Raw genomic sequence first — 21,133 nt, 5'->3', positions numbered from 1 at the left:
TTGGGTGGTATGGCTGCTGACCACCTTGGCGATCGCGTGGCCCGTCTGCGCCGCCTGGCCGACCTCACGCAAGAGGCCCTCGCCGAGCGTTCCGGTGTGTCCGTCGACGTGATCCGAAAGCTGGAGCAGAAGCGCAAGCACAGCGCGCGGCTGCCCACCCTGCACGCACTGTCCAAAGGGCTGGGCGTCGAGCTGACAGCCCTGCTCGGCGACCCTCCGGGGGTGCCGAGTAGCGGGGAGGCCGACCCGCCTCAGCTGGTAGCCGTACGTCGGGCGATCATGCCGCCGCTGTTTGCTCCCCCGCCCGAGCCGAGCGGTGCGGAGGGGCTCTCGCTGGCGCGGCTTCGGGCTGAGATCGCCGAGGGCTGGACGCTGTACCACGATGCCGAGTTCGGCCGCCTCATGGACGTTCTGCCGGGCATCCTTGGTGATGCCCGCCTCGCGACGGCTGTGGGCGGCGGCGACGCGCGTGCGGCCGGGCAGGCGGCCTTGGGCAAGACGCTCCAACTGGGCGGACACCTGGCCATCCGTCTCGGGAAGTCGGACCTTGCGCTGGCCAGCCTCGAACGGGCCATGGACGCGGCGGGCAGGTCTTCCGACCCGCTGCTGGCTCCGATGGTGTCCAACTCCGTGGCCTGGGCCTACCAGCGGCAGAACCGGCTGGACGATGCGGAACACATCGCGGTGTACGCCGCCGATGGTGTCGAGCGGGAGCACGGCCACACCGCCGAGGGGGTACGTGTCTGGGGCGGGCTGCTCATGTCCGCGGCCACCAGCGCGGCAAGGTCCGGGGACTACGGAACGGCCAACGAGATGATGGTCGAGGCCGAACGCGCCGCCGGTCGGCTGAGTACGCTCCCTCCGGCGGCCAACGGCAAGATGGTCTCGGTGTTCAGTAAATCTTCAGTCCGTATCGAGCGCGTACGGCTGGCCGTGCAACACACCCGCCCGGAGCAGGCTCTGTCGTTGGCTCGCGGGATGCGTCTCAGCAGGGACACGCCCCCGTCGTGGCGGACGTGGCTGCTGCTCGACGTGGCGCGTGCCCACACGGACGTCGGCGATGCGCGGGGGGCGGTAAAGGCCCTTGAGGCGCTGCGCCGTGTCGCTCCCGCGTGGATGCGGCATCACACGCTCGCTGTGGCCATCGTCAGCGACCTGCGGGCCGGGCCGACCAACCCGCCTGGGCTGCGCAAGCTCGCCGAGTTCCTCGGAATCGACAACTAGCGTTGCGAGAGTGGGACGTTCCGTCCCTGTAGATGCGCCTCTGTCAGCGGGAAGCTCCCAGTGCTGACAGGACGCGAGGGACGGCGGTATGGGATGCCCGAGGACTGGACCCCGACCAGAGGCAAGTACGCGGTTGACTCTCAGGGACGGATCGGTGAGGTGATCAGGCTCCTGACCGGGAGCGCCTACCTGGTGCCACCGGGCGGGGCCGGGAGTGGTCGGTGAGCCCGGAGCAACTGCGCGCTCCGACGGAAGCCGAGACGTGGCAGGCGCGGGTGTGGGTGCGCCCGGTGAGATCGCAGCAGTGAGCGTCCGCGTGCGAGCCTCGCGATGCGAGGGACCGCCCCCACCAGCGCTGGCGGCCCTCGCGGACGACCCGGACGGCCCGTACGCGGAATCCCCCGAGGGCTGGTGGTCCGAGTACGGCGGCGTGGTGGATGCGAGCAGCGGGGTCGTCCACATCCCGCAGGGCAATCCGGTCCCGCAGTGCCCGTTTCCCTGCGCTCTGTGCTCTGCGAGAGGCCGTCAGCGTTCGACATGACCCCCGTCCGGTGGGGCGGGTTTCGGAGCATCATCGACAACGGAGGTACCGAACATGCGTGAGTGGTGGCTGACTAGGGCGACCGGTGGGGGCAACCCGCAGGACGACAGCGACAGCGGTAACAAGCATGGCGGAGGCGGCTCTGACGAGGGCGGGAACACCAACGACGGCCAGGGACCGGCGGACGGCAAGTGACTGAGCACGAACTGAAGGAGGCGGGCCCGAAGCGGCTCGCCTCCGCGCTCGTGGAGTCGGGCGCACTCACATCGGACTGGCTTCCCGCCTTCGAGGCGGTACCGCGACATCTGTTTGTGCCGGACACCATCTGGCCCGGCCGCGCGGGCATGAACCGGCAGGACGACCGGGTGACGCTGGACGAACAGGCCGACATGTGGTGGGAGGCCGTCTACCGGGACGCGCCGATCACCACCCAGTGGGATGACGGCGCGTACACGGGCCCGAAGACGGGCCGCACGCCGACCAGCTCCAATTCCATGCCGACCATGGTGTTCTCGATGCTCGACGCGCTCAACGTCCAAGCTGGACAGCAGGTGTTGGAGATCGGCACCGGGACGGGCTGGAACGCCGCTCTCCTCTCGTACCGCCTCGGTGCCGAGAGTGTTGTATCAGTGGAGGTCGATCACCGCACCGCCGAAGCGGCGGGGAACCGGCTCGGCCTCGTAGGGCTCCATCCACTCGTCCACGTGGGGGACGGGGCCGAGGGATACGGGGAGCGCGCCCCGTACGACCGCGTGGTCGCGACGTGTTCGGTCGGCAGCGTGCCCGCCGCATGGCGAGAGCAGACCAGACCCGGCGGCATCATCGTCACCCCGTGGGGTCCGACGTACGGGGGTGAGGCGGTAGCCCGTCTCACGGTCGCCGAGGACGGATCGGCAAGCGGGTCGTTCGTCGGATCGTCGGCGTTCATGTGCATGAGCGTGCAGCGCAGGCAGCTGCCCCCGACGCGAGCGTTCCTTGAAGGCCAGGACCGGCCAGGAGCGGGCATCCGGTCCGAGACGACGCTGTCACCGGACGACGTGGGCGACTGGGTGCACATGTTCGCCATCGGCATTCAGGTACCGGATCTGTTCTGCCGGGTCGAGTGGGGCGAGGGCGGTGCCTACCGGCTGTGGCTGCTGGACACGGGCGTCACGTCCTGGGCCACCGTGGACTACGCGGACGGTCGCACCACGTACGGAGTGGTCCAGTCCGGTCCCCGGAAGCTGTGGGGTGAGCTGGAGGCCGCGTGGCGCTGGTGGGACCGGCAAGGCCGTCCGGGCTTCGACCGCTTCGGGCTCACCGTGGATGACGGCGGCCAAAGGGTCTGGCTCGACTCACCGGACCGTCCCGTACCTCTTCAGTGCCCGTGACCGGCGGCGTTCACGGCGTTCACGGTGTCACGGCGTTCACGACGCTCGCGGTCGTCGCGGTGGCTCGAATCCGATCCTTCGTAGCCGACTCGCCGCGCCCCGGTCGAGCAGCACCACCGACGCGCAGCCCGCCGGGACGCGCCCCTGCTCGGCGTCGTCCAGCAGCCGCCCCACGCCTCGGCAGTGGTGGGCGAAGGCGTACCGCGAGACGCCCCGGCCGCGTTCCCGCTGCCCGGCGAGCGCAGTGTCCGGCCGTACGTCGAGCAGCAGCAGATGCAGGCCGCTGCCGCGCCGCGCCGCCTCTCGGGCCAGCCAGCGCCGTACCCAGGCCCGCGTGCCGCAGTCGTGCACGACGAGGCTCACGCCGGAACGCAGCTTCCGCCACAGCCCGGCGTAGTGCGCGAGCCGCACCAGGGGGCGGTACAGGGCGTACGGAATGGGACGCGGCATGCGCAGGGCCCAACGGTCCCGGCTGTCCTGGGAGTCGATGCGGGGCGCCGCGGCCGTCCGCGCGATCAGGGTGCTCTTGCCGCTGCCCGGCAGGCCGGAGACGACTATCAGGTCGCCCTCCCGGAAGGCCAGTACCCGAGGCGTGCGGGCCCCGCCCCGCAGGTCCCGTATGACGGGGACGGGAGCGGGCCGTGTGGCACCGTCGTCGGTCCGCGACGGTCCCGGCAGATCAGTGGTCATGGGCTCGAACTCCCAATGACGGCCCGGTATTCCGAGACGGCCGTCCCGGCGCAGGTGACACAAGATATCCCGGCAGCCGCGGCGCCGGGACATCGCGTACCGCACCGATGAGGACACCGCCGCCGGGTCCCGCGGTTCCCGCGTCCGTGGGACGTCAGTCCCGCGTCGCCCCTTCGGGCCAGAGCAGGCGTACCGGCACGCTCTTGCCCTCGGCGTAGGCGACCACGTCCGCGGTACCGCCGTAGCCGCGTGCCGGTTGTCCGTCCCAGACCGCGAGCAGGGTGTCGACCTGGTCGACAAGCAGTTCGCTGCCTGCCATGTGGGCGTGCGAGCCGGAGCTGTCGAGCCCGGTGCGGTGCACCGCCGAGGCTCGGCGCAGCAGCGCGTCGTACGTCGGGTGGTGCCAGGCGGGAAGATCAGCGCGGTACTGCTCTGCGGGCAGCACGACGTCGATACGGCCTCCGTGGTCGAGTACGGCCTGCGCGAACCAGGTGTCCGGCCCGTCCGCGATACAGCTCACGCCGACCAGTTCGGCGGCGGCGTACGCCTCGACCGCCTCGGCCAGGGCGTGGCGCACCTGCTGCTCTACCTCGGTGGACAGCCCGCGATGGCCAGTGATCCCGACTCTCATGTCTCCCTCTCGTCTACAGGCAGGATGCGGGTCAGCGGCGCGTCCCACTCGATCCCGCCGCCCTGGGGGCGCACATAGGCGGTTCGACTGAGGAGTCTGCCGGACTCCTTCGCGCGCTCCTCGATCACGCCGACGAGTTCGCCAGTCCGGTCATCGTGCGCCGTGTCTGCTACCAATGTTCCTGCCGGATAGGGAAGTTCGCCATGGCTGAGCATCGTCGCCGGCTTCTCGAAGGCGGTCATGCCTGGCCTCCTCGCTGTAGAGGCAGCGCCAGGCGTGCGGCCACGTCTGACAGCGGCCAGCGTGATTTCCCCGCGTACGGCCACTTGGCTCGGTGACTTTGGGTGACGAGTGAGGGCTCGACATGGAGCTGCCGTGAGTGGTCACGTAAACTCGCTGGCCATGGACGACCGTGTGCGGGGCAGCTTCGAGGTGAACGGGCGCAGACTCTCCTATCTCGATTTCGGCGGGCCAGGCCCGGTTCTGGTCGCTCTGCACGGGCATTTCAGCGAGGGCGCGGAATTTGCTCCGCTGGCCGAGCGGCTGGGCTCGCAATGGCGTGTGATCGCACTCGACCAGCGGGGGCATGGCGAGTCCGATCGGGCTACCGACTACGAGCGCAGCAGCTACGTAGGCGACGTCACGGCCCTCCTCGACCACCTGGGGTCGGCGCAGGTCGCGCTGCTCGGTCATTCGCTGGGTGGCGTGAACGCCTACCAGTTCGCCGCCCGACATCCCGACCGCGTCACCGCGCTGATCGTCGAGGACATCGGAGCTGTCTGCGATATCGACCTGGGCTTCGCGAAGAACCTGCCTACCCACTGCGCGACCCGAGACGGGCTCGTCGAGGCCCTGGGCACCGCTGCGCCGTACCTGGAGCGCACCTTCAGGGAGCGAGCAGAAGGCTGGGGCTTCTCCTTCGACGCGGCCGACACGGTCCGGTCCCAGCAAGCACTGTCTGGCGTCTATTGGGATGACTGGCTGGGCGTGCGATGCCCGACCATGCTGATCCGGGGCACGCGTAGCGACGAATTGTCGGCCCCCCACGCCCGCGACATGGCAGCGAAGCGATCGATCCGTCTCATCGAACTTCCTGCCGGACACGTCGTTCACCACGACCAGCCGGACGCCTTCGCCGAATGCGTCCGGCTGTTCCTTACCCCGGTCGCCACCCCGTAGCTCACCGGGTCCGTCGCCCGGACCGCAGTCGCCGTGTCGGCGCGGATCGGCTGCCACCAGCACTCGCTACGGTCGGGCTGTGCCACTGCGAACAGTGACAATCGCGGCCAGATGACTCCCCATCATCTGGCCGCAGGCGGGGAATCCCAACTGGCCGCTATCACAACGTCGGCGCGCACCCGTCCCAATTCGATGAGCCGCAGTGCGGGGGATGCGGAGTCGACGCTCAGGGAGGGAAGGACGATCCCCGCTTCGGCCAGTGCTGCTCTCAGCGCCTCCATCGCCACCGACGAGTCGATGCCCTGCTGTTCTCTGATTGCCATGAACCGGAGGCTAGAAGTGGTCAGTTCACTGACGGTACGCTGTTTTCTCGAATTTGCTCGACGCATAGAGGAGATTGCTGCTGTTTTCTCCTGGACCCTGCCTGACTCCGTGGAGTTGAGCTGGACCTCCGGCCAGGCTGTCGTCAGTTGCGCTTTACCGGCACAGACAGCAAGGTCGACGGCTGCCCCGCCCTGCACGCGGACGAGGGCACCGGCGAGATCATCGTTCAAGGCACGCCTGTCACCGATCCGGAAGACCTCGCGCAGCTCCAGCACTTCGGAGTCGGCGAGGCAGCGGTGGCCGTGCCGCGCGAACTTCTCGTGAACTGGGGACCGAGGGAGATGGACCGAGTGCCTGAGATCGTCGACCGGGCCGCCTTCCGCCGCCTGTTCGAGACTTTCCAGCACACCGCCTGGCGGCTGGAGAGCCGCCGCGGCTACGCGTCTGACCGTGAGGACCCCGACTTCCAAGCGTTCTTGGACAGCGGCTCCTCGCCGTGCGACCCCAACGAGCCCTGGTTCGTCAACATCAAGGCCCAGACCGACGCCGGTAAGACGGTCGGCCGCGTGCGCGTCGCCGACAACCCGCCGACCACCGAGCAGCTGTTCCTGCTCGACTACGCCCGGCACAACGCGACGTTCGGCGAGGACATCCGCTACCTGTGGCGGGAGGACGCGACCACTCTGCCTGCCGAAGACTTCTGGATCTTCGACTCAAGGCTCGTGGCCCTGCTGCGCTTCGACGACGCCGACAACCTGTTGAACATCGAGTTGATCACCGAACCGGCCGAGGTCGTGCGGTATGCGATGGTGCGCGACGCGGCGATGCACCACGCCATCCCGCGCGACCAGTTCGCCGCGCGGGTGGCCCTGGCCGAATAGCGCGCCTGACCAGTGAGCACCGACTATCAACAGGCACGGGTGGCTCTGGGGGCGCGGCTGCGCGAACTGCGGTTCACGTGCCCTGGTGGCCGGCTCACTGGTCAACAGCTGGCCCAGCGACTCGGCTGGCCGGGCTCCAAGGTCAGCAAGCTGGAGAACGGCAAGCAGACGGCCACCCCCGAGGACCTCAGGGTGTGGGCCGACGCGACCGAGCAGCCGGGCGTGTACGCCGAACTCGCCGCTCGGCTGACGGGATTCGAGTCGCACATCAGGTCGTGGCGTCGGGCGCTCCTGAACTCGTCGAGGCCGAGCGGGTGCTGCTCTCGCTGCGGCATACGCACCGGGACCTGTGGCTCGGGCTGCGTGAGGCCCGAGGGCTGGCCGGTGCGGCGGCCGAGTGGCTGCGGGGCGGTTTCTCGGCGGGCGACCTGCGGCAGGCGTTGAGCAGCGGGCTGCCCCCTGGCGGGGTTCGCTCGGCCGTGGGGTTTGTGCGGCACCGGCTGGCGCAGAAGCTTCCGGTGCCCAGTGCGCCCGGTGCTTCGGCATCTGAGGGGGCGGCCGCGCCAAGGGGCGGGCTGGTCGTCTGCGCGGGGTCGGGCGCGGAGCACGTGTTCCGGCCCGTGGGAGACGAGACGTGCTGCGGGCGGTGTCGTGCCCGAGAGGTGCGGGAGCGCTGGGAGGCCGGGACTCCCGCGCCGCCCCGGCCTCTCACCTGGCGTGAGCGGGTGACCGCCGTAGCCGCTGAGCCCTCACTCGACTGACTGCATATGCTTATGCAGAGGCCCCGGCGGCTGAATGGTCGACGGGGGACGGGAGCGAGGGAATCCGATGAGTGACAGCCCCGCCGCGCGGCTACAGCAGCTCTTCGACGGCCACCGGCTCACGCCGACGCAGCGCAGGATCGCGCACTGCATGGTGCGCCGCGCCGCTGACGTGCCGTTCCTGTCGAGCGTCGAGCTCGCGGAGCTCGCCGGGGTCAGTCAGCCGTCGGTCACCCGCTTCGCGGTGGCGCTCGGCTTCGACGGGTACCCGGCGCTGCGCAGGCATCTGCGCGAGGTGGCGCCGGCCGAGCCGCGGGGCGAGTCGGACGCGTACAACGAGTACCAGCAGGCGGTGGCGGCGGAGATCGAGAACCTGCGGCACCTGGCCGGGGCGCTGGCCGACCCGCGCCCGGTCGAGCGCGCGGGCCGCCTGCTCGCCGGGTCCCGGCCGCTTCCGGTGCTCGGGCTGCGCGCGGCCGCGGCCCAGGCGTACGGCTTCGCGTACTTCGCCGCCAAAGTGCATCCGGACGTCCGGCTGCTCGACGAGGGCGGCACGATGCTGGCCGACCGCATCGACGCGGCGGCCAGGGCCGGGGCGTCGGCCCTGCTCTGCTTCGCCCTGCCGCGTCACCCGCGCGAGGTGCTCGACGCGCTGGAGCACGCGCGCGGCGCGGGGCTCACCGTGGTCACCGTCGCCGACAGCGCGTTCGCGCCGGTGGCCAAGGCCTCGGACCTGCTGCTGCCCGCCGCGGTCGGCACCGGGCTCGCCTTCGACACGGCCTGCGCGCCGATGCTGCTCGGGCGGGTGCTCCTTGAGGCGATGTGCGACGCCCTTCCGGACGCGCAGGCGCGGCTGGAGGAGTTCGACACGCGAGCGGCGGCGCGGGGGTTGTTCGTGGAGTAGCTCATCCCTCCGTGAGGGTTCGGGCGTGTGCCCCGCCGGACTCCGCGACCAGTTCCGCCAGCGTCTGCGGGGTGCGTACGGTCGCGAAGCGCGTCGGCCCGTCCGCTGAGTGCGTGAAGCCGTAGACGCCCGGTCTGGCGAGGCTGTTGTACGCGTAGTGGTGGGCGAAGTAGTACGCGCCGGTGTCCAGCGCCGCCACCAGGTCGCCCGGCTCCAGGCGGGGGAGCGGGCGGTTCTCGGCGAGCAGGTCGCCCGCGAAGCAGGCCGGGCCCGCGACGTCCTGGGCGACGGCCGGGCCGCTCTTGGGGCGGCCGTCGGCGTCGTAGGCGAGGATGCGCAGCGGCCAGGAATCGGGCTGGTAGACGGTGCGGGCGGCGATCTGGACCCCCGCGTGGGTGATCGCGATGGGGCGGCCGCCGGACCGCTTGGTGTACTCGACCCGCGCCAGTACGAGGCCCTGCTTGGCCAGCAGCGAGCGGCCGAACTCGGTGACCAGGGCGTAGCGTCCGTCGAAGAGGCCCGGTACGCGTCGCGCCAGGAGGCGGGCGTATGCGGCGTGGGTCGGCTCCGTGGCGTCCGAGGCGAAGTTGACCGGCAGGCCGCCGCCGATGTCGAGGGTGTCGATCTGCGGGCGGTCGATGCGGGCGTTGATCTCCTCGGCCAGGTCGTAGGCCGCCCGTACGCCCTCCGCGAGCAGCTCCAGGGGAATGCCCTGGGAGCCGGTGTGGGTGTGCAGCCGGGTCAGCCAGGGCCGGTCCGCGTAGGCGCGGACGACCCAGTCGCGGGCGCCGGGGTCCCGGAGCGCGACCCCGAACTTCGAGGTCGCGGTCGCCGTCGAGAGCGCGTCGATGGCGCCGCCGCCGATCTGCGGGTTCACCCGCAGCCCGAGCGGCGACCGGGTGGGCGCGGAGCCGACCAGCGCGTCGATGCGGGCCAGCTCCTGCGGGTTGTCGGCGTTGACGGCGATGCCGAGCGCCAGGGCCTGGCGCAGCTCGGCGGGGGTCTTGGCGGGGGAGTCCAGGACGGTGAGGGTGGGCGGCACACCGGCCGCCTGGGCGATGGCCAGCTCGCCGGGGCTGGCCACCTCGGCGCCGATGCCTTCCGTGTGGAGCAGGCGCAGGACGGGGACCAGCGGGGCCGCCTTCACCGCGAAGGTGTGGTGCACGGGCGCGGCCGTGACCCGTGCGAACGCCGCTCGCAGCGCTGCGGCGGCGGCTCGGATGCCGGTGCTGTCCAGGAGGCCGACGAGGGGCGCGCCGGGGCCGATCAGCCCCTGCGCGACGGCCGCGCGGACGGCGTCGTCACGCCGGGCGGCGACCTCGGCGGCCTCCGGGGGTTCGGCGGCCTCCGGGGGTTCGGCGGACGCGGACGCGCTCTCGGCTATGCCCATGCGATCCAGCCAACCACAGCCCGGACCGCGCTGTACGGGCGCGCCGGAGCGACACCCTATTGACTAGATCTATTCAGCTGAGCAGGATGTGAATAGCCAGGGTCATCATGGGCTGGCCCGGTCACCAGCGAGGAGGCAGACCATGTCAGGACCCGGACCCCGCCCCGTACGCGCCCCGCGCGGCACCGAGCTCAGCGCCCTGGGGTGGCAGCAGGAGGCCGCCCTGCGGATGCTCCAGAACAACCTCGACCCCGAGGTCGCCGAGCACCCGGACAAGCTCGTCGTCTACGGCGGCACCGGCAAGGCCGCCCGCGACTGGCGCTCCTTCGATGCCATGGTCCGCACCCTGAAGACCCTCAAGCAGGACGAGACGATGCTCGTCCAGTCCGGCCGCCCGGTCGGCGTCATGCAGACCCACGAGTGGGCGCCCCGCGTCCTGCTCGCCAACTCCAACCTGGTCGGCGACTGGGCCAACTGGGAGGAGTTCCGCCGCCTGGAGGCACTCGGGCTCACCATGTACGGGCAGATGACGGCCGGTTCGTGGATCTACATCGGCACCCAGGGGATCCTCCAGGGCACCTACGAGACGTTCGCGGCCGTCGCCGCGAAGAAGTTCGGCGGCACCCTGGCCGGGACGATCACGCTCACCGCCGGACTCGGCGGCATGGGCGGCGCCCAGCCGCTCGCCGTCACCATGAACGACGGCGTCGCGATCTGCGTCGACTGCGACCCGCGCGCCATCGACCGCCGCATCGAGCACCGCTACCTGGACGTGCGCGCCGACTCCCTCGAACACGCCCTCCAGCTCGCCACCGAGGCGCGCGACGCCCGCCGCCCGCTCTCCATCGGCCTGCTCGGCAACGCGGCGGAGCTGCTGCCGCGGATGCTCGCCGAGGGCGCGCCGATCGACATCGTCACCGACCAGACCAGCGCCCACGACCCGCTCTCGTATCTGCCGGCAGGCGTCGAGTTCGACGACATGGCGGCGTACGCGGCGAAGGACCCGGCCGGGTTCACCACGCGCGCCCGCGAGTCCATGGCCCGCCACGTCGAGGCGATGGTCGGCTTCCTGGACGCGGGCGCCGAGGTCTTCGACTACGGCAACTCCATCCGAGGCGAGGCGCAACTCGCGGGCTATGACCGTGCGTTCGCCTTCCCCGGCTTCGTACCCGCCTACATCCGGCCGCTGTTCTGCGAGGGCAAGGGCCCGTTCCGCTGGGCCGCGCTGTCCGGCGAGGCGTCCGACATCCACAAGACCGACCAGGCGATCCTGGACCTCTTCCCCGAGAACGAGTCGCTGCACCGCTGGATCAAGATGGCGGGCGAGCGCGTCCACTTCCAGGGCCTCCCGGCCCGTATCTGCTGGCTCGGCTACGGCGAGCGCGACCGCGCGGGCGAGCGCTTCAACGACATGGTGGCCAGCGGCGAGCTGGCCGCGCCCCTCGCCATCGGCCGGGACCACCTGGACTGCGGCTCGGTGGCGTCCCCGTACCGCGAGACCGAGGCGATGCTCGACGGCTCCGACGCGATCGCCGACTGGCCGCTGCTCAACGCCATGGTGAACGTCGCATCGGGCGCCTCCTGGGTCTCCCTGCACCACGGCGGCGGCGTCGGCATGGGCCGCTCGATCCACGCGGGCCAGGTGTCGGTCGCGGACGGCACGCGGCTCGCGGGCGAGAAGATCCGGCGCGTGCTGACCAACGATCCGGGCATGGGCGTCATCCGGCACGTCGACGCCGGGTACGACATCGCGGAGTCGGTCGCGGACGACAAGGGCGTACGCGTCCCGATGCGGGAGGGCGAATGAGCACGCCGCCGCCCGGCGGGGCCCCCGCCGCCCCGCCGTCGTTCCATGAGATGTGGCGGGACCTGGCCCCCATCGGCCGCGACGCGGACAGCGGCGGCTACCGCCGCTACGCCTGGACCGGCGCCGACGCCGACTGCCGGGAGTGGTTCAGGGCGCAGGCCGAGAGCCGCGGCCTGACCTACGAACTGGACCGCAACGGCAACCAGTGGGCCTGGCTCGGCGACCCGGCCGCCGGGGACGCCGTGGTCACCGGCTCGCACCTGGACTCCGTCCCCGACGGCGGCGCCTTCGACGGCCCGCTCGGCGTGGTGTCCTCCTTCGCGGCGCTCGATGAACTCCGCGGGAGGGGAGCGGAGTTCACCAAGCCGGTCGCCATCGCCAACTTCGGCGACGAGGAGGGCGCCCGGTTCGGCCTGGCCTGCGTCGGCTCCCGCCTCGCGGCCGGACAGCTCACCGCCGGCCAGGCGCACGAGCTGCGCGACGCCGACGGGGTCACGCTCCCGCAGGCCATGGAGCGTGCCGGATACGACCCGACGCGGATCGGCCCGGACCCCGACCGCCTCGCCCGCATCGGCGCGTTCGTCGAACTGCACGTCGAGCAGGGCCGGGCGCTCGACCTCACCGGCGACCGCGTCGGCATCGCCAGCTCCATCTGGCCGCACGGCCGCTGGCGCTTCGACTTCCGCGGCGAGGCCAACCACGCGGGCACCACCCGCCTGGCCGACCGCCGCGACCCGATGCTGTCGTACGCGGAGACCGTGCTCGCCGCCCGCCGCGAGGCCGAACTCGCGGGCGCGGTCGCCACCTTCGGCAAGATCTCCGTCGAGCCGAACGGCGTGAACGCCATCCCGTCCCTGGTGCGCGGCTGGCTCGACTCCCGCGCCGCCGACCAGCGGGCCCTGGACACGGTGGTCGCGGGCGTGGAGAAGGCCGCCCGCGAGTACGCCGACCGGCACGGCGTCGACCTCGACGTCGTACGCGAGTCCTTCACGCCCGTCGTCGAGTTCGCGCACGCCCTGCGCGACGAACTCGCCCGCATCCTGGGCGCCGACACCCCCGTCCTGGGAACGGGCGCGGGACACGACGCCGGAATCCTCTCCGCGTCCGTCCCGACCGCCATGCTGTTCGTACGCAACCCCACGGGCGTCTCGCACTCCCCGGCCGAGCACGCGGCCGAGGACGACTGCCTGGCGGGCGTGGCGGCACTCGCCGACGTACTGGAGGGCCTGGCGTGCGACTGACGCGGAAGACGTACTGGGCGGAGCACGCCTGGCTCGACGCCCAGGGCGACGCCCGGGTCGCGCCGGGCGTGGCGCTGGACGTGTCGGACGGCCGGATCACCGCCGTACGCGAGGACACGCCCGCGCCGCCGCCGGACGCCGTGGTGCTGCGCGGCCTCACGCTCCCCGGCCTGGCCAACGCGCACAGCCACGCGTTCCACCGCGCGCTGCGCGCCACGGTCCAGGTCGGCTCCGGGACCTTCTGGACCTGGCGCGAGGTCATGTACGAGGCGGCGGCGCGGCTGACCCCCGACACGTACCACGCGCTCGCGCGGGCCGTGTACGCGGAGATGGCGCTGGCGGGCGTCACGGCCGTCGGCGAGTTCCACTATCTGCACCACGCGCCGGGCGGTACCCGCTACGACGACCCGAACGCGATGGGCGAGGCGCTCATCGCGGCGGCCGCCGACGCGGGCATCCGCGTGACACTGCTCGACACGGCGTATCTGGCGGCTGGCTTCGGGCAGCCGCCGAACGCGGCCCAGGCGCGGTTCAGCGACGGGACCGCGGAGGCGTGGGCCGAGCGCGCCGCGCTCCTCAAGGAGCGCGAGGGCGTCCGGATCGGCGCGGCGATCCACTCCGTACGGGCCGTACCCGCGGACCAGTTGGGCGTCGTCGCCCAGTGGGCGGCCGAGCGGTCCGCGCCGCTGCACGTCCACCTGTCCGAGCAGACCGCCGAGAACGACGCCTGCCAGGCGGCCCACGGCTGTACGCCGACGCGGCTGCTGGCGGACCACGGGGTACTGGGCGCCCGTACCACCGGCGTGCACAACACCCACCTCACGGACGCGGACATCGCGCTCATCGGCTCGTCCGCCACCGGCACCTGCATGTGCCCGACGACGGAACGCGACCTGGCCGACGGCATCGGCCCCGCGCCCGCGCTCCAGCGCGCGGGCTCCCCGCTCTCACTCGGCTCCGACAGCCACGCGGTGATCGACCTCTTGGAAGAGGCGCGCGCGATGGAACTCAACGAGCGGCTGCGGACGCGGACTCGGGGCCACTGGACGGCGGCGGCGCTGCTGCGGGCGGCGTCGGCGGACGGGCACGCGGCGCTGGGCTGGTCCGACGCGGGCGCGCTGGTGCCGGGCGGGCTCGCCGACTTCACGACGATCGCGCTGGACTCGGTCCGTACGGCGGGGCCCGAGCCGGGGCTCGGCGCGGAGACGGCGGTCTTCGCGGCGACGGCCGCGGACGTCCGCCACACCGTGGTGGGCGGCCGTCACGTCGTCCGCGACGGCGTGCACACCTTGGTCCCTGATGTGCCGTCCGCGCTGTTCTCGGCGATCGCCGAGCTGCGTGGCGGCTGAGGACAGAGCCTGGACCTTCCCCATCCCGCTCCTGAAATTCAGCCCGTCCGGCGTTTGAGGACAATCTTTGAGCCTGGCCGGCGAGGCCTTTCGGGAAGGGGCGGGGTGGGGGCTAAATCTCTGACCCGCACCCACCCCCGCCGAGAGGAACCCGCAAAACCATGAGCACCACCACCGCCATCCACAACATCCGCAGCCTCGTCACCAACGACCCCGCCCAGGGCGACGGGAGCCCCCTCGGCCTGCTGACGGACGCCGCCGTCGTCATCGAGGGCGACCGCGTCGCCTGGGTCGGCCCCACCGCCCAGGCCCCCGCCGCCGACACGGCGTACGACGCCGACGGCCGCGCCGTCGTCCCCGGCTTCGTCGACTCGCACTCCCATCTCGTCTTCGCGGGCGACCGCACCGAGGAGTTCAACGCCCGGATGTCCGGGCGCGGTTACAGCGCGGGCGGCATCCGCACCACCGTCGCCGCCACCCGCGCCGCGACCGACGACGAGCTGTCCGCGAACGTCGCGAAGTACCTCGCGGAAGCCCTGCGCCAGGGCACCACCACCGTCGAGACCAAGTCCGGATACGGCCTGACCACCCACGACGAGGCCCGCGCCCTGCGCATCGCCGCCGAGCACACGGACGAGGTGACCTACCTCGGCGCGCACATCGTGTCGCCCGACTACGCCGACGACCCGGCCGCCTACGTCGACCTCGTCACCGGCGAGATGCTCGACGCCTGTGCCCCGTACGCCCGTTGGGTCGACGTGTTCTGCGAGAAGGGCGCCTTCGACGGGGACCAGGCCCGCGCCGTCCTCACGGCGGGCAAGGCGAAGGGCCTCATCCCCCGTGTGCACGCCAACCAGCTCTCCTACGGCCCCGGCGTCCAACTCGCCGTGGAACTGGGCGCGGCGAGCGCCGACCACTGCACCCACCTCACGCAGGAGGACGTGGACGCGCTCGCGCAGGGCGACACCGTCGCCACGCTGCTCCCCGGCGCGGAGTTCTCCACCCGCGCCGAGTGGCCGGACGCCCGCCGCCTGCTGGACGCGGGCGTCACGGTCGCGCTCTCCACGGACTGCAACCCCGGCTCGTCCTTCACGTCCTCCATGGGCTTCTGCATCGCCCTGGCCGTACGGGACATGGGGATGGCCCCGGACGAGGCGCTCTGGTCCGCCACGGCGGGCGGCGCGGCCGCCCTGCGCCGGGATGACGTGGGCCGCCTCACGCCGGGCGCCCGCGCGGACCTGGCCCTGCTGGACGCCCCGAGCCATGTCCATCTGGCGTACCGCCCCGGCGTGCCGTTGACGGCGGCCGTCTGGCGCGACGGCGAGCGGGCGCTGGGCGACCACTGAAGACGACTGAAAGGCGACTGAAAGGCGATTGAAGGGCGGTTCAAGGCGACTGGGCGGCAAGCGGCAAGCGGTAAGACGACTGGGCGGTAAGGGAGATCCAGGAGGCCTGCAACGGCCCGTTGGATGTCCCTTACCGCCCAGTCACGGTCGCCCGTGTCACTCCTCGACGGTCAGCCCCTTGCGGAGGCGCACCAGCGTGCGCGACAGCAGGCGCGAGACGTGCATCTGGGAGATGCCCAGTTCCTCGCCGATCTCGGACTGCGTCATGTTCGCCACGAAGCGCAGCGAGAGGATCTTCCGGTCGCGCGGCGGGAGTTCGGCGATCAGCGGCTTCAGGGACTCGACGTACTCGATGCCCTCAAGGCCGTTGTCCTCGTAGCCGATACGGTCCGCGAGCGCGCCCTCGGAGTCGTCCTCCTCCGGCTGGGCGTCCAGCGAGCTCGCGGTGTACGCGTTGCTCGCGGCCATCCCCTCGACGACCTCGTCCTTGCTGATGCCGAGCCGCTCGGAGAGCTCGCTCACCGTCGGCGCGCGATCGAGCTGCTGGGCGAGTTCGTCACCGGCCTTGGCGAGGTCGAGGCGCAGTTCCTGCAGGCGGCGCGGTACCCGCACCGACCACGAGGTGTCGCGGAAGAAGCGCTTGATCTCGCCGACGATGGTCGGCATGGCGAAGGTGGGGAACTCGACGCCACGGCTGAGCTCGAAGCGGTCGATGGCCTTGATCAGGCCTATGGTGCCCACCTGGATGATGTCCTCCATGGGCTCGCTGCGGGAGCGGAACCGGGAGGCGGCGAACTTCACCAGAGCGAGGTTCAGCTCGACCAGCGTGTTGCGGACGTACGCGAATTCGTGCGTGCCTTCCTCGAGTGACTCGAGGCGCTCGAAGAGGGTCTTGGAGAGGGCCCTTGCGTCCAGCGGACCGACTTCGTCGTAAGGCGGTATCTCGGGGAGATCCAGCAGTCCGTCGAGGGTGTCCCGGTCGTCAGCCGTGGCGGCGGCGAGCTCGGGGATCTCGGTCGCGAAGAGTTCCGGTGGTGGTGTCGACGTCGCGGCTTCACTGGGCGATGCGTCGATCCGGGGTGACATGGTGTCCTCCATCGTTCTCGGCATATGGCTGCCGATGCCAGTACGTGCTCTGCGTGAGATGTGCGGCGCCTCCGAAGCCGGCCGTAGTGGAAACTGTCCTTACTAGGCCTACCCGCTGACGGCCTGAGCTTGCAAGTGTGGTATCTGGGCAAATGTCCGTTTTGGGGACGGTGTTCGGGTACCCGGTCAGGCGGGGAGGGCGTAATGTTCAAGGGCGTCAATCATCGGCTTCTCAAACGTTCGGAAGAGAGACGGCATGGACCGCGGGACGGTCGGCAGCGCAAACCGGGGGCGCCTTCGAGTGGAGGTGCGTTACGAGGGGAGCAGTGCCGTCGTAGCCCCCGTGGGTGAGCTGGATCACCACACCGCCGGGCTGCTTCGAGAGCGGCTGGATGCCTGTCTGGACGGGGGCAGGGCGCGTCTGGTCATCGACTGCTCACGGCTGGAGTTCTGCGATTCGACCGGTCTGAACGTGTTCCTCGGCGCCCGCCTCAAGGCGGAGGCCGCGGGGGGCGGGGTTCATCTGGCGGCGATGTCACCGGTCGTCGCCAGGGTCTTCATGATCACCGGGGCGGACGCGGTCTTCACCGTGCACGAGTCGCTTGAGGCCGCGCTGAGCGACGGCTGATCGACGGTTAATCCGCCGATCGCCCGAAGTTATGGCACGGTTGTCCCGGCGTGACCTTCCCGTGACCCGTACGTAACGGGCATCACACCAGCGATCGCGAACAAGTGGGTGTTCTCACGGTTCGGCCGGGCAGGAGACTGCTGCCGGACTAGCTGAGTCTGGCGTTCTGAGCTTCTCGTCTCGAATATCCTTGCGTAGTACTGGCCAATCGGTGAGGTGAAAGCGCTGATGAGCACCACCCGGCCCCTCTCGCCGGGCGACCGCGGCCCGGAGTCGGGCGGGCGCGGCCCCCAGCCGGGCACCGGCGCGCCGGACGCGCGCACCGGGCACCAGGTGCGCAGGCTGTCCCTGAGCGGTGCGAGCGGCATCGTCCCGCTGGCCCGCGACTTCACCCGCCAGGCGCTCCACGACTGGGGCTGGCTCCCGGCGGCCAACGCCGATCAGCGGGCGGCCGCCGAGGACGTCCTGCTGGTCGTGTCGGAGCTGGTCACCAACGCCTGCCTGCACGCCGAAGGCCCCGACGAGCTGTGGATCGGCTGCGACGGCAAGGTGCTGCGCCTGGAGGTCTCCGACCGCGGTACGGGCCAGCCGGCGCCGCGCACCCCGCACCGGGCCGGGCGGCCCGGCGGGCACGGAATGTTCATCGTGCAGCGGCTCTGCCTGGACTGGGGGGTCGTACGGACCCCCGAATCCGCGGGCAAGACCGTGTGGGCGGAGCTCGGCGCGCCGGGGTAGGCGCCTCTTTGTCTTTCCTTTGTCTTCCCTCCGCACGGCGCCGGGCGTACCTTGAGCGCCCAATCTGATGTGCCGTCAGTAATCTGGCGGGTTCCCGCGCCCGTTGCTCACGGCCGTCGCCACCGGCATGAGGGGAAGTTCAGGTGTCTTACCGGAAACACCCAGCCGCCCTGGGGCGTGTGGCGGGCGTCGCGTTCGGCGCGGTGCTGGCCGGTTCGGCGGTGCTCGTCGGCGCTCCGGCCGCCTACGCCGACGTCGTGGACGTCGACTACATGTGCAAGACGCCGATCGGCGACAAAGGCGCCGTCTCTCCGATCGACATCACCGCGGAGAAGAGCGGCAGCGGCTACCAGCTGACCATGTCCTTCCAGAAGGGCGTGTCCGAGAGCCCGGTGGAACTGGGCAAGGGCGCGATGGAGCCCAGCGCGGTGATCAAGCTGGGCGGCGCGGAGAGCGGCACGGTTTCGGTCGAGGGGCCCGCGAACGCCGCGGCCCTTCCGGCCAACACCCCCATCAAAATCAGCGACTTGACGGGTACGTACACCCCGAAGGCCACCGGCGAGGTCACCTTCACCGCGTCGACGCTCACCATCATGGCGCTGGGGACCACGACCACCTGTGAACCGCAGAACGACCCGAAGCCGTCGCTGTCCCTCGACGTCAAGGGCTCGGACGGCGGAACCTCGGGCGGGACGGCTTCCGGCGGTAAGACCTCGGGAGGCGGCGACTCCGGCAGCGGTGACGAGCTGCCCAAGACCGGCCCCCAGGACAACGCGCTCGCGCTCGGCACCCTCGGCGGCACGGTGCTGCTGACCGGCGCCGCGGGTGTGCTCTGGCTGACCCGCCGCAACCAGGCGCGCCGCTAGGGCGCGTTTCGGCCAGTCCTGGGGCTGTCCGGCCGCCGGGTCCCACGACCGCGCATCCCCCTTGTCTGGAGCCGCCGATGCCGTCCGGTCACCGTGTCAGCGCCGCCTGTCTGCTGGCGGCGGCGGGGCTGCTCGCGCTGCCCGCGCCGTCCTGGGCCGACGGCGACAGCCGCTGGTCCCTCGCACCCGCCGCCGGGGACGCGGCGCGAGCGGCTGGCGACGGGCGGTCCGCCTTCTATCTGGAGGGCGCGCCGGGGACCGTGCTCCGGGACACCGTGACGGTGACCAACAACGGCGACCGACCCCGCACCGTGCGCCTGCGCGGTGCCGACGCGGACGACAACGGCGACGGGTCCCTCGCGCTGGGCGACCCGGACGAGCCGAAGGGCGGCGGCGCCTGGATCGCGACCGCGCGGCGGAAGATGACGGTGCCGCCGCGCACCCGCGCCGAGATCCCGTTCACCGTGACCGTCCCGGCGGACGCCGTGCCGGGCGACCACCCGGCGGCCATCGTCGCCAGCTCCGGCGACCGGGACGCCGGGGTGCGGCTGCATCTGCGGGTGAGCGGCCCGACGCTGTCGGCGCTCACCGTCGAGCGGGTACGGGTCGGCGACCGGGGCATCACGTATGACCTGGTCAACCGAGGCAACACGGTGCTGCGCCCGAAGCTGGCGGTGCGCGCCGACGGAGTGTTCGCCGAGCGGCTGAACCGGGGCCCGCGTGACCTGCCCGTCGAGTTGCTCCCCGGTCGCCGTGTCGAGCTCGTCGAACCGTGGCCGGGGGCGGCGCCCGCGTTCGACTCGGTGGAGGTGCGGCTGACCGTGACGGCGGGCGGCGGGGCTCGGGACGAGGCCATGGCGTCGGCCGCCTTCGTGCCCTGGGGCGCGCTGGCAGGCGCGGGCGGTGGGGCGCTGGCCGTCGCGGGGGCCGCCGGGTGGCTCGTACGACGCCGTGGCCGCGCCCGCGAAGAGGGCGGCCCGGACGGCGAGGGTGACCGGGGCGGCGAGGGTGACCGGGGCGGGCCGGGCGGCCTGGGCGTACACGCGTCGGAAGACGGGCGGCGGTTGGCGTCGGCGAGCACATCGGCAGGTGCTTCTACTTCGGCAGGTGCTTCGGCAGGGACGGGGGAGACGCCGTGAACGTCCGCCGCGCTCACCGTGCGCGTCCCGCACGGGGCCCGCTGACCGCGCTCGCCCCCGTCGCCGCACTCGCCCTGTCTCTGGCCCTGGCTCTGTCTCCGGTCCTGTTCCCGGCCCTGTCGTCGTCCCCCGCCGCCGCGCCGCGCGCGGTCGCCGCCGACGAGCCCGCCGTCGAGCTCTCCGCAACGGAAGCGGGCAAGGGCGGTTCGATCACCGTGAAGGGCACGGGCTGGCGTCCCGAGACCCTGCTGACCCTGCTGATCTGCGGCCAGAACATGATCGGCGGCACCAACGCCTGCGCCAACGCGGACGGGCTGACCGCCACCACCGACGCCGAAGGCCGCTTCAGCAGGAAGCTGCCCGTCGCCGAACCGCCCGAGCCCTGCCCCTGCGTGGTGCACGTCGCGACGGTCACCGGCGCGAAGGCCTCCGCACAGGCGGAGTTGAAGGTCGCGGGCCACCCGGTGAAGCCGCTGCCGAAGCAGGAGGGCGGCGCACAGCTCCGGGTGCTGGCCGCGACCCGGCTCGAAGGGTCCAGCGGCGTCCTCACCTGGTTCGGCGCGCCCGCCTCGCGCCGACTCGTGGTGACCATCGGCAATCTCGGCGCTTCGCCGGTGAAGGACCCTGTCTTCAAGGTCGGCACCTCGCATGGCGTGTTCGCCCCGCGGTGGGAGGAACGGCAGTGGCGCGGCACGCTCGCGCCAGGCAAGAAGGCCCAGGTCAAGCTGCCGGTCCAGCTGACCGCGGGCGCGCACGGCGACTATCTGGTCTCGCTGCGGTACGGCGGCGACGTGCTCGCCGAGCAGCCGTGGGACGTGGGGCGGCCCTGGGGGGTGACGCTCTTCTGGATTCTGCTCGGCGTGGTCGTACCGGCGGCGGTGTTCCGGATCGGGATGGCGGTCGTCGACCGGGTACGGCCGCGCGGGCGCGGCGGCGGCCAGCACGCGCTGCGCCCGCCGCGGTGGACCGTACGGCTGCCGAGGGCGCTGGCGCGGCTCGGCGCGCTCGCGCGGCGGCGTCCGGCCCCCGCGCCGCCGGGTG

The 21,133-nt window shown here is 71.9% G+C and carries 22 protein-coding genes and 1 pseudogene; 17 read left to right on the top strand and 6 right to left on the bottom strand.

All coding sequences use genetic code 11. The annotated features are described in order from the left end of the window. Window positions 1-9 precede the first annotated feature (9 nt). From ACX6XY_RS27625 to ACX6XY_RS27615, 3 genes are all read left to right on the top strand, one after another. Window positions 10-1,224: a helix-turn-helix domain-containing protein gene (locus ACX6XY_RS27625; protein ID WP_460336463.1), complete on the top strand. Its 1,215-nt coding sequence runs from the start codon at window positions 10-12 to the stop codon at window positions 1,222-1,224. A gap of 595 nt (window positions 1,225-1,819) precedes the next feature. After that, window positions 1,820-1,960 carry a hypothetical protein gene (locus ACX6XY_RS27620; RefSeq protein WP_460336460.1) on the top strand — a complete coding sequence of 47 codons (141 nt, stop codon included), beginning with the start codon at window positions 1,820-1,822 and terminating at the stop codon, window positions 1,958-1,960. Next, on the top strand, window positions 1,957-3,135 hold the full coding sequence (locus ACX6XY_RS27615) for a methyltransferase domain-containing protein (RefSeq protein WP_460336457.1): 1,179 nt from the start codon (window positions 1,957-1,959) through the stop codon (window positions 3,133-3,135). The genes ACX6XY_RS27620 and ACX6XY_RS27615 overlap by 4 nt, the downstream gene beginning before the upstream one ends. 36 nt (window positions 3,136-3,171) lie before the next feature. On the opposite strand, the gene ACX6XY_RS27610 is transcribed toward ACX6XY_RS27615, so the two are convergent. The 3 genes from ACX6XY_RS27610 to ACX6XY_RS27600 all read right to left on the bottom strand — a co-directional run bounded on the left by ACX6XY_RS27610 (window position 3,172) and on the right by ACX6XY_RS27600 (window position 4,698). Next, window positions 3,172-3,825 (bottom strand): AAA family ATPase, encoded by a 654-nt coding sequence (locus ACX6XY_RS27610; RefSeq protein WP_460336454.1) that lies wholly within the window; start codon window positions 3,823-3,825, stop codon window positions 3,172-3,174. A 154-nt stretch (window positions 3,826-3,979) separates the two neighbouring features. After that, on the bottom strand, window positions 3,980-4,456 hold the full coding sequence (locus tag ACX6XY_RS27605; protein ID WP_460336451.1) for a hypothetical protein: 477 nt from the start codon (window positions 4,454-4,456) through the stop codon (window positions 3,980-3,982). After that, a complete protein-coding gene (locus tag ACX6XY_RS27600; protein ID WP_460336448.1) occupies window positions 4,453-4,698 on the bottom strand; it encodes a hypothetical protein in 246 nt (81 codons plus the stop codon). Before ACX6XY_RS27600 ends, ACX6XY_RS27605 begins: the two co-directional genes overlap by 4 nt. A gap of 160 nt (window positions 4,699-4,858) precedes the next feature. On the opposite strand from ACX6XY_RS27600, the gene ACX6XY_RS27595 reads away from it, so the two are divergent. Next, window positions 4,859-5,635, top strand: coding sequence for an alpha/beta fold hydrolase (locus tag ACX6XY_RS27595; RefSeq protein WP_460336445.1), 777 nt, complete (start codon window positions 4,859-4,861; stop codon window positions 5,633-5,635). Between the two features lie 122 nt (window positions 5,636-5,757). Here ACX6XY_RS27595 and ACX6XY_RS27590 read toward each other — a convergent pair whose 3' ends face one another. Beyond that, window positions 5,758-5,958: a hypothetical protein gene (locus ACX6XY_RS27590; protein WP_460336443.1), complete on the bottom strand. Its 201-nt coding sequence runs from the start codon at window positions 5,956-5,958 to the stop codon at window positions 5,758-5,760. 147 nt (window positions 5,959-6,105) lie between these two features. On the opposite strand from ACX6XY_RS27590, the gene ACX6XY_RS27585 reads away from it, so the two are divergent. The 4 genes and pseudogenes from ACX6XY_RS27585 to ACX6XY_RS27570 all read left to right on the top strand — a co-directional run bounded on the left by ACX6XY_RS27585 (window position 6,106) and on the right by ACX6XY_RS27570 (window position 8,505). Further along, window positions 6,106-6,840 (top strand): DUF6879 family protein, encoded by a 735-nt coding sequence (locus ACX6XY_RS27585; RefSeq protein ID WP_460336440.1) that lies wholly within the window; start codon window positions 6,106-6,108, stop codon window positions 6,838-6,840. 12 nt (window positions 6,841-6,852) lie between these two features. Then, window positions 6,853-7,149 (top strand): annotated as a pseudogene (locus tag ACX6XY_RS27580) (helix-turn-helix domain-containing protein); the annotation flags it as partial. Further along, the gene (locus ACX6XY_RS27575; RefSeq protein WP_460336481.1) at window positions 7,116-7,601 is read left to right on the top strand and encodes a hypothetical protein; all 486 of its coding nucleotides are present in this window, start codon (window positions 7,116-7,118) and stop codon (window positions 7,599-7,601) included. The pseudogene ACX6XY_RS27580 and the gene ACX6XY_RS27575, both read left to right, overlap by 34 nt. 67 nt (window positions 7,602-7,668) lie before the next feature. Continuing rightward, a complete protein-coding gene (locus ACX6XY_RS27570; RefSeq protein ID WP_460336439.1) occupies window positions 7,669-8,505 on the top strand; it encodes a MurR/RpiR family transcriptional regulator in 837 nt (278 codons plus the stop codon). Window position 8,506: 1 nt separating this feature from the next. On the opposite strand, the gene ACX6XY_RS27565 is transcribed toward ACX6XY_RS27570, so the two are convergent. Further along, window positions 8,507-9,895 carry a type III PLP-dependent enzyme domain-containing protein gene (locus ACX6XY_RS27565; RefSeq protein ID WP_460336436.1) on the bottom strand — a complete coding sequence of 463 codons (1,389 nt, stop codon included), beginning with the start codon at window positions 9,893-9,895 and terminating at the stop codon, window positions 8,507-8,509. Between the two features lie 142 nt (window positions 9,896-10,037). On the opposite strand from ACX6XY_RS27565, the gene hutU reads away from it, so the two are divergent. The 4 genes from hutU (at window position 10,038) to hutI (ending at window position 15,638) form a co-directional block, all read left to right on the top strand. Further along, on the top strand, window positions 10,038-11,702 hold the full coding sequence (gene hutU, locus ACX6XY_RS27560; RefSeq protein WP_460336434.1) for a urocanate hydratase: 1,665 nt from the start codon (window positions 10,038-10,040) through the stop codon (window positions 11,700-11,702). After that, complete coding sequence (locus tag ACX6XY_RS27555; protein ID WP_460336432.1) at window positions 11,699-12,943, top strand: allantoate amidohydrolase; 1,245 nt, start codon at window positions 11,699-11,701, stop codon at window positions 12,941-12,943. The genes hutU and ACX6XY_RS27555 overlap by 4 nt, the downstream gene beginning before the upstream one ends. Continuing rightward, a complete protein-coding gene (locus ACX6XY_RS27550) occupies window positions 12,940-14,292 on the top strand; it encodes a formimidoylglutamate deiminase (RefSeq protein WP_460336478.1) in 1,353 nt (450 codons plus the stop codon). Before ACX6XY_RS27555 ends, ACX6XY_RS27550 begins: the two co-directional genes overlap by 4 nt. Window positions 14,293-14,453: 161 nt before the next feature. Then, the gene (hutI, locus tag ACX6XY_RS27545; protein ID WP_460336429.1) at window positions 14,454-15,638 is read left to right on the top strand and encodes an imidazolonepropionase; all 1,185 of its coding nucleotides are present in this window, start codon (window positions 14,454-14,456) and stop codon (window positions 15,636-15,638) included. Window positions 15,639-15,794: 156 nt separating this feature from the next. Here hutI and ACX6XY_RS27540 read toward each other — a convergent pair whose 3' ends face one another. After that, a complete protein-coding gene (locus ACX6XY_RS27540; protein WP_460336426.1) occupies window positions 15,795-16,736 on the bottom strand; it encodes an RNA polymerase sigma factor SigF in 942 nt (313 codons plus the stop codon). 244 nt (window positions 16,737-16,980) lie between these two features. Here ACX6XY_RS27540 and ACX6XY_RS27535 point away from each other — a divergent pair, with 244 nt between their 5' ends. From ACX6XY_RS27535 to ACX6XY_RS27515, 5 genes are all read left to right on the top strand, one after another. Beyond that, a complete protein-coding gene (locus tag ACX6XY_RS27535) occupies window positions 16,981-17,352 on the top strand; it encodes an STAS domain-containing protein (protein ID WP_460336424.1) in 372 nt (123 codons plus the stop codon). A 228-nt stretch (window positions 17,353-17,580) separates the two neighbouring features. Next, window positions 17,581-18,087 carry an ATP-binding protein gene (locus ACX6XY_RS27530; protein ID WP_460336421.1) on the top strand — a complete coding sequence of 169 codons (507 nt, stop codon included), beginning with the start codon at window positions 17,581-17,583 and terminating at the stop codon, window positions 18,085-18,087. 143 nt (window positions 18,088-18,230) lie between these two features. Continuing rightward, a complete protein-coding gene (locus ACX6XY_RS27525) occupies window positions 18,231-18,953 on the top strand; it encodes an LPXTG cell wall anchor domain-containing protein (protein WP_460336418.1) in 723 nt (240 codons plus the stop codon). Window positions 18,954-19,030: 77 nt separating this feature from the next. Then, on the top strand, window positions 19,031-20,092 hold the full coding sequence (locus ACX6XY_RS27520; RefSeq protein WP_460336415.1) for a COG1470 family protein: 1,062 nt from the start codon (window positions 19,031-19,033) through the stop codon (window positions 20,090-20,092). Further along, window positions 20,089-21,133: neocarzinostatin apoprotein domain-containing protein (locus ACX6XY_RS27515; RefSeq protein ID WP_460336412.1), on the top strand; the 1,045-nt coding region annotated here is incomplete at its 3' end. The genes ACX6XY_RS27520 and ACX6XY_RS27515, both read left to right, overlap by 4 nt.

The sequence above is a fragment of the Streptomyces sp. O3 genome, from assembly GCF_054788135.1.
The sequence above is the reverse complement of the archived record's forward strand: the minus strand, read 5'-3'. Positions and strand labels throughout refer to the sequence as shown.

Excerpts from the sequence above, each read along its gene's own strand:
- ACX6XY_RS27625 (WP_460336463.1), top strand. The coding sequence starts at position 10 with ATGGCTGCTGACCACCTTGGCGATCGCGTGGCCCGTCTGCGCCGCCTG.
- ACX6XY_RS27620 (WP_460336460.1), top strand. The coding sequence starts at position 1,820 with ATGCGTGAGTGGTGGCTGACTAGGGCGACCGGTGGGGGCAACCCGCAG.
- ACX6XY_RS27610 (WP_460336454.1), bottom strand. The coding sequence starts at position 3,825 with ATGACCACTGATCTGCCGGGACCGTCGCGGACCGACGACGGTGCCACA.
- ACX6XY_RS27605 (WP_460336451.1), bottom strand. The coding sequence starts at position 4,456 with ATGAGAGTCGGGATCACTGGCCATCGCGGGCTGTCCACCGAGGTAGAG.
- ACX6XY_RS27600 (WP_460336448.1), bottom strand. The coding sequence starts at position 4,698 with ATGACCGCCTTCGAGAAGCCGGCGACGATGCTCAGCCATGGCGAACTT.
- ACX6XY_RS27595 (WP_460336445.1), top strand. The coding sequence starts at position 4,859 with ATGGACGACCGTGTGCGGGGCAGCTTCGAGGTGAACGGGCGCAGACTC.
- ACX6XY_RS27590 (WP_460336443.1), bottom strand. The coding sequence starts at position 5,958 with ATGGCAATCAGAGAACAGCAGGGCATCGACTCGTCGGTGGCGATGGAG.
- ACX6XY_RS27570 (WP_460336439.1), top strand. The coding sequence starts at position 7,669 with ATGAGTGACAGCCCCGCCGCGCGGCTACAGCAGCTCTTCGACGGCCAC.
- ACX6XY_RS27565 (WP_460336436.1), bottom strand. The coding sequence starts at position 9,895 with ATGGGCATAGCCGAGAGCGCGTCCGCGTCCGCCGAACCCCCGGAGGCC.
- hutU (WP_460336434.1), top strand. The coding sequence starts at position 10,038 with ATGTCAGGACCCGGACCCCGCCCCGTACGCGCCCCGCGCGGCACCGAG.
- ACX6XY_RS27555 (WP_460336432.1), top strand. The coding sequence starts at position 11,699 with ATGAGCACGCCGCCGCCCGGCGGGGCCCCCGCCGCCCCGCCGTCGTTC.
- hutI (WP_460336429.1), top strand. The coding sequence starts at position 14,454 with ATGAGCACCACCACCGCCATCCACAACATCCGCAGCCTCGTCACCAAC.
- ACX6XY_RS27540 (WP_460336426.1), bottom strand. The coding sequence starts at position 16,736 with ATGGAGGACACCATGTCACCCCGGATCGACGCATCGCCCAGTGAAGCC.
- ACX6XY_RS27535 (WP_460336424.1), top strand. The coding sequence starts at position 16,981 with ATGGACCGCGGGACGGTCGGCAGCGCAAACCGGGGGCGCCTTCGAGTG.
- ACX6XY_RS27530 (WP_460336421.1), top strand. The coding sequence starts at position 17,581 with ATGAGCACCACCCGGCCCCTCTCGCCGGGCGACCGCGGCCCGGAGTCG.
- ACX6XY_RS27520 (WP_460336415.1), top strand. The coding sequence starts at position 19,031 with ATGCCGTCCGGTCACCGTGTCAGCGCCGCCTGTCTGCTGGCGGCGGCG.